Source organism: Pseudomonas sp. S2_F07, assembly GCF_054668325.1.
Genome location: NZ_CP162758.1, coordinates 399,334 through 415,363, shown reverse-complemented (window position 1 = coordinate 415,363; position 16,030 = coordinate 399,334). Strand labels below are relative to the sequence as shown.

The 16,030-nt window shown below is 61.2% G+C and carries 11 protein-coding genes; all 11 read left to right on the top strand.

Going from position 1 to position 16,030, the window contains the following annotated elements; genetic code table 11:
* The first annotated feature begins 305 nt into the window (after positions 1–305).
* Positions 306–1,187, top strand: a complete 882-nt coding sequence (locus AB4O40_RS01765) for an esterase/lipase family protein (RefSeq protein WP_414914342.1) — start codon at positions 306–308, stop codon at positions 1,185–1,187.
* Positions 1,188–1,294: 107 nt separating this feature from the next.
* Positions 1,295–1,576 carry a peptidylprolyl isomerase gene (locus AB4O40_RS01760; RefSeq protein ID WP_008051985.1) on the top strand — a complete coding sequence of 94 codons (282 nt, stop codon included), beginning with the start codon at positions 1,295–1,297 and terminating at the stop codon, positions 1,574–1,576.
* A 135-nt stretch (positions 1,577–1,711) separates the two neighbouring features.
* Positions 1,712–3,580 carry an extracellular solute-binding protein gene (locus AB4O40_RS01755; RefSeq protein WP_460056448.1) on the top strand — a complete coding sequence of 623 codons (1,869 nt, stop codon included), beginning with the start codon at positions 1,712–1,714 and terminating at the stop codon, positions 3,578–3,580.
* Positions 3,580–4,641: a microcin C ABC transporter permease YejB gene (locus tag AB4O40_RS01750; RefSeq protein ID WP_056724441.1), complete on the top strand. Its 1,062-nt coding sequence runs from the start codon at positions 3,580–3,582 to the stop codon at positions 4,639–4,641. The genes AB4O40_RS01755 and AB4O40_RS01750 overlap by 1 nt, the downstream gene beginning before the upstream one ends.
* Positions 4,641–5,663: an ABC transporter permease gene (locus AB4O40_RS01745; RefSeq protein ID WP_056724439.1), complete on the top strand. Its 1,023-nt coding sequence runs from the start codon at positions 4,641–4,643 to the stop codon at positions 5,661–5,663. Before AB4O40_RS01750 ends, AB4O40_RS01745 begins: the two co-directional genes overlap by 1 nt.
* Before the next feature lie 14 nt (positions 5,664–5,677).
* A complete protein-coding gene (locus tag AB4O40_RS01740) occupies positions 5,678–7,255 on the top strand; it encodes an ABC transporter ATP-binding protein (protein ID WP_414914340.1) in 1,578 nt (525 codons plus the stop codon).
* Between the two features lie 159 nt (positions 7,256–7,414).
* Entirely contained in the window at positions 7,415–8,830 is a 1,416-nt protein-coding gene (locus tag AB4O40_RS01735; RefSeq protein ID WP_460056453.1) for a sigma-54 interaction domain-containing protein, read from the top strand.
* 285 nt (positions 8,831–9,115) lie between these two features.
* Positions 9,116–10,507, top strand: coding sequence for a GntP family permease (locus tag AB4O40_RS01730; protein WP_007974692.1), 1,392 nt, complete (start codon positions 9,116–9,118; stop codon positions 10,505–10,507).
* Between the two features lie 7 nt (positions 10,508–10,514).
* Complete coding sequence (locus AB4O40_RS01725) at positions 10,515–11,288, top strand: 3-hydroxybutyrate dehydrogenase (RefSeq protein WP_056724432.1); 774 nt, start codon at positions 10,515–10,517, stop codon at positions 11,286–11,288.
* Positions 11,289–11,413: 125 nt separating this feature from the next.
* The gene (locus AB4O40_RS01720) at positions 11,414–13,369 is read left to right on the top strand and encodes an acetoacetate--CoA ligase (protein WP_460056458.1); all 1,956 of its coding nucleotides are present in this window, start codon (positions 11,414–11,416) and stop codon (positions 13,367–13,369) included.
* Between the two features lie 123 nt (positions 13,370–13,492).
* On the top strand, positions 13,493–16,030 hold the full coding sequence (locus AB4O40_RS01715) for a PAS domain-containing hybrid sensor histidine kinase/response regulator (RefSeq protein ID WP_460056461.1): 2,538 nt from the start codon (positions 13,493–13,495) through the stop codon (positions 16,028–16,030).

Below are 16,030 nucleotides of genomic sequence, written 5' to 3'. Positions count from 1 at the left end.
GGACAGGTGGCCGGCTCCGTACGGCTATTTAACCTCATGCCGAACAGTCGTGATGTCGGCCTCTCACTCCGACCTGCTCGGAAAATCGATACATGCAAAGTAGGTCTTTGATCAGCAGCAACCTGATTGCCGCGAAAAGTCCTCGATCTATTCCGACTAAGGCTTCAACTGCTCTTGAGCATTCGCACTTGTTCTATTCCGTTTTCCTCAAGTTTCGGCGGACTTTTCATACATCGCGCCAACCTCGAGTGTTTTAGAGTGAAGCGCCATGCAGTCCCAATGAACTTCTGCGTAAAGGTATGAACATGCAAAGGAATGCAAGCACTCGTTACCCAATACTGCTGGTCCACGGGCTTTTCGGCTTCGAAAAAATCGGCAAGTTCGAGCTCTTTCACGACATCAGGCAGGCACTGAGGAACGCCGGAGTCAGGGTGTTCGTTCCCCACTTGTCGGCCATCCATGACAACGAGGTACGCGGAGACCAATTGCTCGCACAGATCGAGCGGGTAATGGAAGGAACCGGTGCACGCAAAGTCAACCTCATAGGCCATAGCCAGGGCGCACTGGCCGCACGTTATGCCGCAGCGATTGCGCCACACAGCGTGGCGTCGGTCACCTCCGTCAGCGGGCCGAACCATGGTTCGGAACTGGCCGACTTCCTGCGCAAGGCATTGACACCGGGATGCCTGCCGGAACATGTGGCCGAGACGGTGGTGACCCTGTTCGCCGACTTCCTCGCGACCTTGAGCGACAATCAGTATCAACCGCGAAACGCCATTGCCGCCCTCAATGCGCTGACCACCGAAGGCGTAGGCGCATTCAACGACAAATACCCGCAAGGGCTGCCCACCACCTGGGGTGGCAAGGGGTGCGAACAGGTCAACGGTGTTCGTTACTACTCGTGGAGCGGCGTGCTGCCAGCGAATGTTCTCGAACAAGGGCGCTATGCGCTCGATCCGCTCAACGCCTTTTGCCGGGCCCTTTCCGGTTATTTCGTCACGGAAAGCGAACAGAACGACGGTTTGGTCGGTCGCTTCAGCTCCCATCTGGGCACGGTTATCCGGTCCGACTATGCGCTGGATCACCTGGACTCCATTGGCCAACCGACCGGGCAACTGCGTAGGGGTGTCGACCCGATTGATCTGTATGTCCAGCATGCCAGGCGCTTGCGGGACGCCGGCCTTTGAGCACCCACCTGCCGTGGATCCCCCGTGGAACGGAACTTTGAGGAGAAATCGCTCACTGAATCCGGTAGGCTCAGCACTTTATCGAGTATTGAAAGGAGTATTTTCCCATGGCTAAAGCCACTGCCCGTCACATCCTTGTTGCCTCCGAAGCCAAGTGCAACGAACTCAAGGCCCAAATTGAGGCTGGCGCCGATTTCGCCGAAGTTGCCAAGGCAAACTCCACTTGCCCATCCAGCCGCCAGGGCGGTGACCTGGGTTCGTTCGGGCCGGGCCAGATGGTCAAGGAATTCGACACCGTGGTCTTCAGCGCACCACTCAACGTGGTCCAGGGCCCGGTCAAGACCCAGTTCGGTTTCCACCTGCTGGAAGTGACCAGCCGTCAGGACTGATCGACGCCTGAGCTATTCACACAACGGCCCGCCTATTGGTGGGCCGTTGTGTTTGTGATGCGCAATACGGCTGGCGAGGGACGCGCCGCTAGCGTACAAATTGTCGTTATCGACTACCCGGCTCTAAGGCTGACAATGCGACTGGCTTTCCCTACCTTGCTGTTCACGGCCGTGGCCCTGCTGATGGGTGCCTCGGGTGTGAATGCGGCACCGCAACAGGCAATGACCGTGTACGGCGAACCGGCCAAATACCCCACCGGCTTCAGTCATTTCGCCTACACCAACCCGCAGGCCCCCAAGGGCGGTACGATGCGGCGTTCGGCGATCGAAATCGGTCAGTTCGACCATGTCTTGCCCTACATCGACAAAGGCATCGGCGTTACACAGGTCGACGGTTTGCTCTATTCACCGCTGGCCCAGCGCTCCCTGGACGAGCCTTACACCGTGTACGGCCTGGTGGCCGAGAAGATGGAGCGCTCCGAGGACGGCCTGTCCCTGCGCTTTTACCTCAACCCCAAGGCGCGTTTTGCCGATGGCAAACCCATTACTGCCCAAGACGTACGCTACACCTTCGACCTGCTGATGACCCAGGGCAGCCTGCGCTACCGCACCCAGTTCGCCGACGTCAAAGGCGTCGAAGTGGAATCGCCACTGACTGTGCGCTTTGATTTCAAGAACAACGAAAACCGCACCCTGCCCCTGGACATCGCGACCTTGCCGGTATTTCCCGAACACTGGTGGAAGAGCCGCGATTTCGCAGGTGGCGGTGGTTATGAAGCGCCGTTGGGCAGCGGCCCCTATAAAGTCGGCAAGATCGACTCGGGACGCAGCATCACCTTCGAGCGCAATCCCGACTGGTGGGGCAAGGACCTGCCGGTCAGTCGCGGCCTGTACAACTTCGATCATTTCAGCATCGAGTACTTCGGCGATACCGACGTGGCGCGCCAGGTCCTGCGCGGAGGCGCCTATGACTACAATCGCGAATTTTCCGCCACCGGCTATTCCATCGGCTACGACAGCCCGGCCCTGAGCGACGGTCGCCTGCAAAAGGCCCACCTCGCCACCGAGGCGCCGCAGCCGGCCCAGGGTTTTGTGTTCAACCTGCAAAAGCCCATGTTCCAGGACCGTCGCGTGCGCCAGGCGCTGGTGATGCTGTGGGACTTCGAGTGGAGCAACCGGCAGATGATGCGCGACATGTACATCCGCCAGCAGAGCTTTTTTTCCAATACCGACCTCGCCGCCCGGCAACTGCCGGATGCCGGTGAACTGGCGATTCTCGAACCGCTGCGCGGGCAGATTCCCGACGAAGTCTTCACGCAGGTGTTCGAAGCGCCGAAGACCGACGGCAGCGGCGTGATTCGCGACAAGCAGTTGCAAGCCCTGGACTTGCTCGAAGAGGCCGGCTGGAAACCCGATGGCGACCAATTGGTCAATGCCGACGGCGAGCCGCTGACCTTCACATTCCTGGTCAGCCAGAACGGCATGGACCGCCTGCTGCTGCCCTATAAACGCACGTTGAAACAGATCGGCATCGACCTGAACATCCGCCGCATCGACTCGTCCCAGTATGTCAATCGCCTGATGAGCCGCGACTACGACATGATCGTCACCGGCTACCCGGTCACCACCTCTCCGGGGGGCGAACTGGTCAATTACTTCGGTTCGGCGGCGGCCACCGACCCTGGCTCCAACAACTACATGGTATTGAAGAACCCGGCGGTGGACACCCTGATCACCGGGCTGATCCGCGCCAATACCCAGGCCGGCATGCTGCACTACGCCCATGCCCTGGACCGGGTACTGCAATGGAATTACTACTGGATTCCCAACTATTACCCGCCGGGCACCTCGACAGTGTGGTGGAACCGCTTTGGTATCCCGAACGTGCAAGCGAGCAATGACGAAGCCATCGAAAGCTGGTGGGAGATGAGCACCACGCCATTGACCAACCAACAGATGACGGCCGAGCGTATCAGCCGTGGCAAACCCGGAGGGCCGCACTGATGTGGGCTTACATATTGCGGCGCCTGCTGCTGATCATTCCGACGCTGGTGATCATTCTCCTGGTCAACTTTGTCATCGTCCAGGCCGCGCCAGGCGGGCCGGTCGAACAGGCCATCGCGCACCTGCAAGGCATTGGTGGCGCCGCGGTTGGTGGCAGTTCCGGCGAAGCCATGAGCGGCAAGTCCCGGTCCAGCCGAGGGCTCGATCCGCAACTGATCAAGGACATTGAAAAACAGTACGGCTTCGACAAGCCGGCACACGAACGCCTCTGGCTGATGCTCACCAGCTATGCGCGCCTGGACTTCGGCAAGAGCTTCTTCCGTGGCGCCACCGTCACCGACCTGATCCTCGAAAAAATGCCCGTGACCATCTCCCTCGGGCTCTGGGCGACGCTGATCACCTACCTGGTGTCGATTCCCCTGGGCATCCGCAAGGCCGTGCACCATGGCAGCCATTTCGACATCTGGAGCAGTACCGCGATCATCATCGGCTATGCCATGCCGGCGTTCCTGTTTGCGATGTTTCTGATCGTGGTCTTTGCAGGCGGCACTTCGCTGAACTGGTTTCCGGTTCGCGGGCTGGTCTCGGACAACTTCGAATCACTGTCGACCCTGGGCAAGGTGGCCGACTACTTCTGGCACCTGGTGTTGCCGGTGACTTCGCTGGTGATCGGCGGCTTCGCCACACTGACCATCCTGACCAAGAACTCGTTCCTCAATGAAATCACCCGCCAGTACGTGGTCACTGCCCGGGCCAAGGGCTTGAGTGAACGACGGGTGCTCTACGGGCACGTATTCCGCAACGCCATGCTGCTGGTGGTGTCGGGCATTCCCCAGGCGTTCATCAGTGTGTTTTTTGCCGGTTCCCTGCTGATCGAGGTGATCTTCTCTCTCGACGGCCTGGGCCGCATGAGCTACGAAGCGGCCGTATCGCGGGACTATCCGGTGGTGTTCGGCTCGCTGTTCATCTTCACCCTGTTCGGCCTTCTGATAAAACTGGTCGGCGACCTCTGCTACACCCTGGTCGACCCGCGTATCGACTTCGCCGCGAGGAACGCCTGATGCTCAAGCTTTCACCGCTGGCCCGTCGTCGCTTCGAGCGTTTCAAGAAAAACCGTCGGGGCTGGTGGTCGCTCTGGCTGTTTATCGGTCTGTTCCTGATGACCTTGGGCGGCGAACTGATCGCCAACGACAAACCGCTGGTGGTCAGCTATCAGGGCCAATGGTACTTCCCGGTCTTCAAGCGCCACACCGAACAGGCGTTCGGTGGGCAGCTGCCGTTCCAGGCCGACTACCGCAGCGACTACGTGCAGAAACTGATCAAGAAGGATGGCGGCTGGTTGCTGTTTCCACCGATTCCGTTCAGTGACGACACACCCAACTACGACCTGAACACACCTGCCCCCAGCCCGCCCTCCAGCGTCAATTGGCTGGGCACCGACGACCAGGCGCGGGACGTTCTGGCCCGGGTGATCTTCGGGGCCCGGGTGTCGATCCTGTTTGCCTTGATGCTGACCTTTGTCAGTGCCCTGATCGGCATTGCCGCCGGGGCCCTGCAAGGCTATTACGGCGGCTGGGTGGACTTGCTCGGCCAGCGTCTGCTGGAGGTGTGGTCCGGGTTGCCGGTGCTGTACCTGCTGATCATCCTGTCGGGCTTCGTCGAGCCGAATTTCTGGTGGCTGCTGGGGATCATGGCGCTGTTTTCCTGGCTGGCCCTGGTGGACGTGGTGCGCGCCGAGTTCCTGCGCGGGCGCAACCTGGAATACGTCAAGGCCGCGCGTGCGCTGGGCCTGACCGACCGCAAGGTCATCGTGCGGCACATTCTGCCCAACGCCATGAACGCGACCTTGAGCTACTTGCCGTTCATTCTCACCGGGGCGATTTCCACCCTGACGGCGCTGGACTTCCTCGGCTTCGGCATGCCTGCCGGCAGCGCTTCCCTGGGCGAACTGATCGGCCAGGGCAAGCAGAACCTGCAAGCGCCGTGGCTGGGGCTGACGGCGTTCTTCACCCTGGCGCTGATTCTTTCTTTACTGGTGTTCATTGGCGAAGCCTTGCGCGACGCTTTTGATCCTCGATCTTGATTCGGAATGTAGAGATGACCAACCTGATCGAAATCCGTGACCTCAACGTGGCCTTCAGCGGCCAGACCGTGGTGCGCAATCTGTGCCTGGACATCCGCCCCGGCGAATGCCTGGCGCTGGTGGGCGAATCGGGTTCGGGCAAGTCGGTGACGGCCCACTCGATCCTGCAACTGCTGCCGCAAACCGAGTCCGAGACGACGGGCAGCATCCGCTATCGCGGCCAGGAACTGGTGGGTGCCGATGCCGGCAAGTTGCGACAACTGCGCGGCAATCGCATCGCGATGATCTTCCAGGAGCCGATGACCTCCCTCAACCCGCTGCACAGCATCGAAAAACAGATCGGTGAAACCTTGCTGGTGCACAAAGGCCTGGCGGGCAAGGCGGCGCAAGCGCGGATCCTCGAATTGCTGCACCTGGTAGGCATCCAGAAACCCGAGGAGCGCCTCAAGGCCTATCCCCATCAATTGTCCGGCGGGCAGCGCCAGCGGGTGATGATCGCCATGGCCCTGGCGTGCGAGCCGGAACTGCTGATTGCCGATGAACCGACCACCGCGCTGGATGTGACGGTGCAACGCAAGATCCTGCTGCTGCTCAAGTCCCTGCAACAGCGGCTGGGCATGTCGCTGCTGCTGATCAGTCATGACCTCAATCTGGTGCGCAGCATCGCCCAGCGCGTGTGCGTGATGAAGGCCGGGGAAATCGTCGAGCAGGCGCCTTGCGAAGTCCTTTTCACTGAGCCGAAGCACCCTTACAGCTGCGTATTGCTGCACGCCGAACCCGAGGGCGAAGCCTTGCCCCGGGACGAGCGCGAAAACGTACTGGAGGTGGACAACCTGCAGGTGCGGTTTGCCGTCGGTGGTGGCCTGTTCCAGCGCAAGACCTGGCTGCGGGCCGTCGATGGCATCAGCCTGAATATTCAGCGCGGCAAGACCCTGGGCATCGTCGGCGAATCCGGTTCGGGCAAGTCCACCTTGGGCCAGGCGATCCTGCGTTTGCTCGACTCCGAAGGCGGTATCCGCTTTCAGGGCCAGGCGCTGGATGGCCTGACGCAAAAACAGCTACGGCCGTGGCGCAAGAAGATGCAGGTGGTGTTCCAGGACCCCTTTGGTAGCCTCAGCCCGCGAATGTCGGTCGCGCAGATCATCAGCGAGGGCCTGGAAGTGCACAGCCAGCTGAGCACAGAAGAATGCAACGCCGAAGTGATCCGGGCGCTGAACGAAGTCGGTCTTGACCCGCAAAGTCGCCATCGTTATCCCCACGAGTTCTCCGGTGGCCAGCGTCAACGCATCGCCATCGCCCGGGCGCTGGTGCTCAAGCCGGCGTTGATCCTGCTCGACGAACCGACCTCGGCGCTGGACCGCACGGTGCAAAAACAAGTGGTCGCCCTGCTCCGTCAGCTTCAGGAAAAATACGGGCTGACCTATCTGTTCATCAGCCATGACCTGGCTGTGGTGCGCGCCCTGGCCCACGACATGATCGTGATCAAGGACGGCAAAGTGGTGGAACGCGGCGCCAGCCATGAGGTGTTTGACTCACCGCAGCATCCGTACACCAAGGAGCTGTTGGCGGCGGCGCTGTTGGGGCAGGCATAATCGCGCCACGCAGTTGAACCGTGTCGCAGCCATCGCGGGCAAGCCCGCTCCCACAGGGTATTTGTCGTACCCAAAATCGGTGGCAACCCCATATCCTGTGGGAGCGGGCTTGCCCGCGATGGGGCCGGAACAGTCAACAAGAAATCAGGATCAATACCGATGAACACCACCGAAAGCCTCAAGGACTACCAGCGCGTTCGCCTGCTGGCGATCCGTTCGTTGTTCGAAATCATCGAGCAATCGAGTGAGGGCACGGTGATTGTCGACCGCGATGCCAACATCGTCTGGATGAATGAGCGCTATGCCCGGCGCTTCGGCCTGCAATCGGCCGAAGTCGCGATCGGCAAGCCCTGTGAAAGCGTGATCCCCGGCAGCCTGCTGCGTGAGGTGGTGCGCACCGGCCGGCCGATTCTGCTGGACATGCAAGACACCCCCAAAGAGCCGCTGGTGGTCATGCGCCTGCCGATTCACGACGATGTCGGCGTGGTGATCGGCGCCATCGGATTCGCCCTCTTCGACGAGCTGCGCAGCCTGTCGCCAATGCTCAAGCGCTACATGAACATGCAGGAAGAACTGGCCTCCACCCGCTCGCTGCTGCGGGCGCGGCAGACCAAATACAACTTCGCCCACTTCATCGGCACCAGTGCCGCCAGCCTCGAAGTCAAACGCCGTGCCCGACGCAGTGCAAGCACCGAATCGCCGGTATTGCTGCTCGGCGAAACCGGCACCGGCAAGGAACTGCTGGCCCAGGCGATACACAACGCATCGCCCCGCGCGCACAAGGCGTTTGTCAGTATCAACAGCGCGGCGATTCCCGAATCGCTGCTGGAGGCCGAATTCTTCGGCACCGCTCCGGGCGCGTTTACCGGTGCCGACCGCAAGGGCCGCGCCGGCAAATTGCAGATCGCCCAGGGCGGCACGCTGTTCCTCGACGAAATCGGCGACATGCCGCTGCCCCTGCAAAGCAAACTGCTGCGGGTGTTGCAGGAAAAGGAATTCGAGCCGGTGGGCTCCAACGAAGTGATCCAGAGCGATGTGCGGGTGATCGCCGCGACCTCAACGGACCTTGAGGCCGCGATCAAACGCGGCGAATTCCGCGCCGACTTGTACTACCGGCTCAACGTGCTGCCGATCCAGGTTCCGCCCCTGCGTGACCGCCTCGATGACGTGCCGGCGCTCAGTGAAGCGATTCTCGAAGAACTGCGCAGCCAGCATGAACTGCACCACGAAGCCCTGGCACTGTTGGGCCAACACGCCTGGCCGGGGAACATCCGCGAGCTGCGCAATGTGCTGGAGCGGGCCGCGTTGCTCAGTGATGACTTGCGCCTGACGACAGCGGATATCCGCGCGGCGATTGGTACGTTCACGCCGGTGGAACGCGTGGCGCCCTTGACCATCGAACCGATCGCCCATGAGACGTTCAGTGCGGCGCGAGAGCGATTTGACCGGCAACTGATTGAGTCCACCCTCGCGCAATGCGGGGGCAAGGTGGTTGATGCAGCAGCACGATTGGGCCTTGGGCGGTCGACGTTGTACAAAAAGATGGTGGCGCTGGGGATCGTAGAGTCTCAATAAAGAGACATTAATCTCCATTGTTAGAAAGTCCTTCGCGAGCAAGCCCGCTCCCACAGGAGACCTTGCTCTCCTGACCAACTCGTTCAACTGTGGGAGCGAGCTTGCCCGCGAAGAGGCCAGCACTGCCAAAGCAAGTCTCAAACCAGAGACAAAACCATCTGACAAGCTCATCATATTGAAAATATATCCTTGTATTTCAACATCTTAAGCATCTGGCACAAAACTCGCTATACGCCTCTCCTACCAGGCTTCACCCAACAAAAATAACAACCCAGGAGACACACCATGAGTGTGATCATTGCCTTGGCAGCCCTCGCGCTGCTGATGCTGGCTGCCTACCGTGGCTACAGCGTTATCCTCTTTGCCCCGATTGCCGCCCTCGGCGCTGTCCTGCTGACTGACCCGTCTGCCGTCGCCCCCGCTTTCACCGGGGTGTTCATGGAAAAAATGGTCGGCTTCATCAAACTGTATTTCCCGGTGTTCCTGCTCGGTGCGGTGTTCGGCAAGCTGATCGAACTGTCCGGTTTCTCGCGCTCCATCGTCGCGGCGGCCATTCGCTTGCTCGGCACCCGTCAGGCGATGCTGGTGATCGTGCTGGTCTGTGCCCTGCTGACCTACGGCGGCGTATCGTTGTTTGTGGTGGTGTTCGCGGTCTACCCGTTTGCCGCTGAAATGTTCCGCCAGAGCAACATCCCCAAGCGACTGATCCCGGCGACCATTGCCCTGGGCGCCTTCTCGTTCACCATGGACGCCCTGCCCGGTACGCCACAAATCCAGAACATCATCCCCAGCACCTTCTTCAACACCACCGCCTGGGCGGCGCCGTGGCTGGGGGTGATCGGCACGATCTTCGTGTTCTGCGCCGGCATGCTGTTTCTCCAGCGCCAGCGCAACAAGGCGCAGCGTGCCGGTGAAGGCTATGGTTCAGACCTGCGCAACGAGCCGGAAACCGCCGCCGACCTCAAGCTGCCCAACCCGTGGCTGGCGCTCTCGCCACTGCTGGCGGTGGGCATCATGAACCTGTTGTTCACCCACTGGATTCCCCAGGTGTACGGCAAGACCCACAGCCTGGCGCTACCGGGCATGGCCGCGCCGGTGACCACGGAAATCGCCAAGCTCACTGCGATCTGGGCGGTACAGGCAGCCTTGCTGGTCGGCATCCTCATGGTGCTGGTGTTTGGCTTCCAGGCGATTCGCAGCAAACTCGCCGAGGGCAGTAAAAGTGCGGTCAGCGGAGCATTGCTGGCGGCGATGAACACCGCCTCGGAATATGGTTTCGGTGCCGTGATCGCATCCTTGCCGGGCTTTCTGGTGCTGGCCGACTGGCTCAAGAGCATTCCCAACCCACTGGTCAACGAAGCGATTACCGTGACCCTGCTGGCCGGCATCACCGGTTCCGCCTCGGGCGGCATGAGCATCGCGCTGGCGGCGATGTCCGAACAGTTCATCAGCGCCGCCCATGCGGCGAACATTCCGCTGGAAGTGCTGCACCGGGTTGCCGCGATGGCCAGCGGCGGCATGGACACCTTGCCGCACAACGGCGCGGTGATCACCCTGCTGGCGGTCACCGGGCTGACCCACCGCGAGGCTTACAAAGACATTTTCTGTATTACGCTGATCAAGACCCTGGCGGTTTTCGTGGTGATCGGCACTTTCTACGCCACTGGCATTGTGTGAGGTATTCATGACGACTCTTTCGGGCAAGACCGCACTGGTCACCGGTTCCACCAGCGGCATCGGCCTGGGGATCGCCCTCAGCCTGGCCAAGGCCGGGGCCAACCTGATCCTCAACGGCTTTGGCGATGCCTCCCAAGTGATCGCCCAGGTGCAACAGTTCGGCGGCAAGGTCGGCCATCACCCCGCCGATGTCAGCGATCCGGCACAAATTGCCGACATGATCACCTACGCCGAACGTGAGTTTGGCGGCGTCGACATTCTGGTCAACAACGCAGGCATTCAACACGTGGCAGCGGTGGACGAGTTCCCGGTGGAGCGCTGGGATTCGATCATTGCCATCAACCTGTCGTCGGTGTTCCACAGCACCCGCTTGAGCCTGCCGGGCATGCGTGCCAAGGGCTGGGGTCGGGTGATCAACATTGCCTCGGTGCATGGCCTGGTCGGTTCGGTGGGCAAGTCAGCTTATGTCGCCGCCAAACACGGGGTGATCGGCCTGACCAAAGTGGTCGCGCTGGAGACCGCGACCACCCAGGTCACCTGCAACGCGATCTGCCCAGGCTGGGTATTGACGCCACTGGTGCAAAAGCAGATTGATGATCGTGCCGCCAGCGGGGTTGATCCGCAGCAGGCGCAGCATGATCTGCTCGCTGAAAAGCAGCCATCACTGGAGTTCGTGACACCGCCGCAACTGGGTGAACTGGTGTTGTTTTTGTGCAGCGAAGCCGGCAGCCAGGTACGCGGCGCGGCGTGGAATGTTGATGGTGGGTGGTTGGCGCAGTGATCATCTGCCAGACCGCGTTATCGTTCATCGCGAGCAAGCTCGCTCCCACAGGTTCTGTGGTGTCTGTGGGAGCGAGCTTGCTCGCGATCGAGTGCGCAGCACTCGCCAACAAAAAGAGGCAAACCATGTCCGACATCCTCTGGCAACCCGACGCCAAACGCATTGGCAAGACCCGCATGGAGGCCTTTCGGCGCTTCATCAATCAGCGGCATCACCTCAAGATCGACGACTACCCGGCCCTGCACCAATGGTCCATCGATCAACGGCCGGACTTCTGGCAGGCCATCGTCGACTTCTTCGACATCCGCTTCCACGAGCAACCCGACGCCGTGCTGCTCGAAGGCCCGCGGATGCCCAGCGCCCAGTGGTTCCCCGGCGCAACGCTGAACTTTGCCGAACACCTGCTGCAGCGTCGCGATGATGCGATCGCCGTGATAGCCGTCGGCGAAAACGGTCAGCGTGAACATTTGACCTGGGCTGAACTGGCCGAACAGGTCGCCGGCTTTCAGAATGGCTTGATCGCCGCCGGCGTCGTTGTGGGCGACCGGGTCGCCGCCTGCATGCCCAACACCTGGCAGACCCTGGTGGCCATGCTCGCCACCACCAGCCTTGGCGCCGTCTGGTCCTGCTCTTCGCCGGACTTCGGCACCCAAGGGGTGGTTGACCGTTTCGGCCAGATCGAACCGAAAGTGCTGGTGACCTGCGCCGGCTACCGCTATGCCGGCAAAGAGATCGACCAGACCGCCAAGGTCAACGAAATCCTCCAGCGCCTGCCGTCGCTGCAACAGTTGATCGTCGTGCCTTACGCACGTCCACACGCACACATCGAACAATTCCATACCCAGGCCAACGTGACGCTTTGGGACGATTTCTACGAACCTGGCGACGAACCGGATTTCGTCCCGGTGCCTTTCGCCCATCCGCTGTACATCCTCTACTCCAGCGGCACCACCGGTGTACCCAAATGCATCATCCACAGCACCGGCGGCGTGTTGCTGCAACACGTCAAGGAACACGGTCTGCATGGCGATCTCGGCCCCGGTGAACGGCTGTTCTACTACACCACCTGCGGCTGGATGATGTGGAACTGGCTAGTGTCGGCGCTGGCGACAGGCAGCTCCGTGGTGCTGTACGACGGCTCACCGTTCCAGCCCGAACCGCAACGCCTGATCGACCTGATCGACGACGAATGCATCAGCGTCTTCGGCACCAGCCCCAAATACCTCGCGACCCTGGAAAGCAGCGGTATCAAGCCCCGTGAAAGTCATGACCTGGGTAGCCTCAAGACATTGCTCTGCACCGGCTCGGCGCTGTCGCCGCAGAGTTACGACTACGTCTATCGCGACTTCAAGGCTGACGTGTGCCTGGCCTCGATGTCCGGCGGCACCGACATCGTCTCGTGCTTCGTCAATGGCAACCCGATGTCGCCCGTGCGTCGCGGCGAAATCATGGGCAAGAGCCTGGGCATGGCCGTCGAAGTGTGGAACGACGAAGGCCACCCGGTGATTGGTGAAAAGGGCGAACTGGTCTGCACCCGGCATTTCCCGGCGATGCCCATTGGCCTGTGGAACGACCCCGATGGCGAGAAACTGCGCCAATCCTATTTCAGCCTGTTCCCCGGCGTCTGGGCCCAGGGGGATTACGCCGAACAATTGCCCCATGGCGGGATGATGATCCACGGTCGCTCCGATGCCGTGCTCAACCCCGGTGGCGTACGCATCGGCACGGCGGAAATCTATCGTCAGGTGGAGAAAGTCCCCCAGGTACTCGACAGCGTGGCCATCGGTCAGCAGTGGCAGGACGACGTGCGAGTGGTGCTGTTCGTACGCTTGCGCGACGGGCTCGAGCTGGACGAAGCCCTGCGACAGCAGATCCGCGAGACGATTCGCGCCAACACCACGCCACGCCATGTACCGGCGAAAATTGTTGCCGTGACGGACATTCCCCGGACCATCAGCGGCAAGGTCGTTGAGTTGGCGGTGCGCAATGTGGTGCATGGGCAGAAGGTGAAAAACACTGATGCTCTGGCCAATCCCGAAGCGCTGGAGCAATTTCGTGACCGGCCCGAACTCAAATCTTGAAGCACCACGCAAATCCCTGTGGAATCGGTGTCTCTGAACCACTCGCGCCGACGAATCCTCCAGCTTCAACCACCTGTGCAAGAATAGACGTCAGCCAAAGCGACTCACGTGCAGGACTCTTTGATGAACGCAACACCAACCGCCAGCGATGCCCAGGCCTTGATCGCCCGAATCGACTGGGCCAGCAGCCCGCTGGGCGCCGCCAGCACTTGGCCACAAAGCCTGCGAACCGCCGTGGACATCGTCATTCACTCACCGATGCCGATGCTGTTGCTATGGGGCCCGCAACTGACGCAGATCTACAATGACGGCTTCGCCCTGCTCGCCGGGAGCAAGCATCCACACGCTTTCGGACAACCGACGCACCTGATCTGGCCAGAGTTGCAAGACTTTACCGACCCGATCTACAACGCCGTCTTGCAAGGTCAGGTGCGAACCTACAGTGAGCAGCGCTTTACCCTGCAACGCGGGGACCGGGAGTCGGACTTCTGGCTCGACCTGACCTACAGCCCGATCCGCGACGAAAGTGCCGAAGTGGCCGGGATCCTGGTCACCGCCATTGAAACCAACGAACGCCGGCGCATCGCCCTCGAACTCGAACAGCGCTCGGCGGCCAGCCTCAAGGCCCAGCGTGAAACCGAGGAACGCTTGCAACTGGCCCTTGCCGCCACCGATGCGGTCGGCACCTGGGACTGGGACATCAGCGAGGACCGTTTCATCGCCGATGCGCATTTTGCCCAGTTGCACGGCATCGACCCGGCCATGGCCAGTCAGTTGCCGATCAGTGAGTACCTGCACGGCGTACACCCCGAAGACCGTGCCCTGATCGCCCGCAGCATCAAGCATTGCATCACCCAAGGCAGCGAATACGCCGAGGAATATCGCCTGCTGCAAACCGACGGCCAGATGCGCTGGGTATTCGCCCGCGGACGCTGCTACAAGGATCACCATGGCCGGCCGATGCGTTTCCTCGGCGCGGCGCTGGACCTGACCGAGCGCAAACACACCGAACAGGCCCTGCGCCAGAGCCAGACCGAGCTGCAACTGATCATCAACGCCATGCCGATCCTGATCAGCTACGTCGACCGTGAAGAACGCTTTCGCCTGAACAATGCGGCGTACCTGGACTGGTACGGGCTGACGCCGCAAGAGCTTTACGGGCGAACCATTCTTGAAGTGATTGGCGAACAAGCCTATGCACTGCGCGCCCCGTACATCACTGAGGCACTGTCCGGCCGGCCTTGCTGCTTCAGCATCAGCACGCCGCACCGCGACGGCAGCATCCGCCAGGCCTTGATGAATTACCTGCCACGCCACGGCGCGGATGGCGCGGTGAACGGTTTCTACATCTTCGTGATCGACGAAACCGAACGCAAAAAGACCGAAGAAGCCCTGCGCAACCTCAACGAAACCCTTGAAGAACGGGTTGCCGCCCGCACCCGCCAATTGGCCGAGGCCAACGAGCGTTTGCAGAGCGAGATGTTCGAGCGCGAGCGTGCCGAAGAGGCCTTGCGCCATGCGCAGAAAATGGAAGCGGTCGGCCAGCTTACCGGCGGCATCGCCCATGACTTCAACAACATGCTCACCGGCATCATCGGCAGCCTCGACCTGATGCAACGCTACATTGCCGACGGCCGCACCAGCGAGATCGGCCGATTCACCGAAGCGGCCGTGTCCTCGGCCAACCGTGCCGCCGCCCTCACCCATCGCCTGCTGGCGTTTTCCCGACGTCAGTCGCTCAACCGCAAGCCGCTGAACCCCAACGACTTGATTCACTCGCTCGTAGACTTGTTCAGTCGTACCAAGGGCGACCACATCGAGCTCAACCTGCAACTGGCCGAGAACATCTGGCGGGTCAGCACCGATGTCAGCCAGCTGGAAAACGCCTTGCTCAACCTGGTGATCAATGCCCGGGACGCCATGCCCGATGGCGGCCAGTTGCAGATTGAAACCGCCAATGTGTACCTCGACGGCAGCGACATCACGACCCTGGAACCGGTCAAGGCCGGCGACTACGTGATGATTGCCGTCAGCGACAACGGCACCGGCATGACGCCCTCGGTGCTGGCCAAGGCATTCGACCCGTTCTTCACCACCAAGCCCATCGGCCAGGGCACCGGTCTGGGCTTGTCGATGATTTACGGTTTTGCCCAGCAAACGGGGGGCCACGTCAACCTGTTCAGCCTCCCCGGACGGGGCACCAGCGTGCGCTTGTACCTGCCGCGCCTGCATTCAACCGAACCGGAACAGGTTTTGTCGCCTGTCATCAGCGAGGCACCGGCGGCGATTGCCGGCGAAACCGTGATGCTGGTCGAGGACGATGCGGCGGTGCGCATGCTGGTGCTGGACCTGCTCAAGGAGCTCGGTTACCGCGCCCATGAAGCCGAAGATGCCAAGGGCGCCCTGCCGCTGCTGGAGTCGGACCTGCGGGTGGACCTGCTGGTGACCGACGTCGGCTTACCGGGCATGAACGGCCGCCAACTGGCGGAAATCGCCCGCCAGCATCGTCCTGAACTGAAAGTGCTGTTCATGACCGGTTACGCCGAGATCGCCGCCGAGCGCCAGGGTTTCCTCGAAGAAGGCATGGACATGGTGACCAAGCCGTTTTCCATCGACCTGCTGGCCAACAAGATTCGCACGATGATCAGTCAACCGGACTGA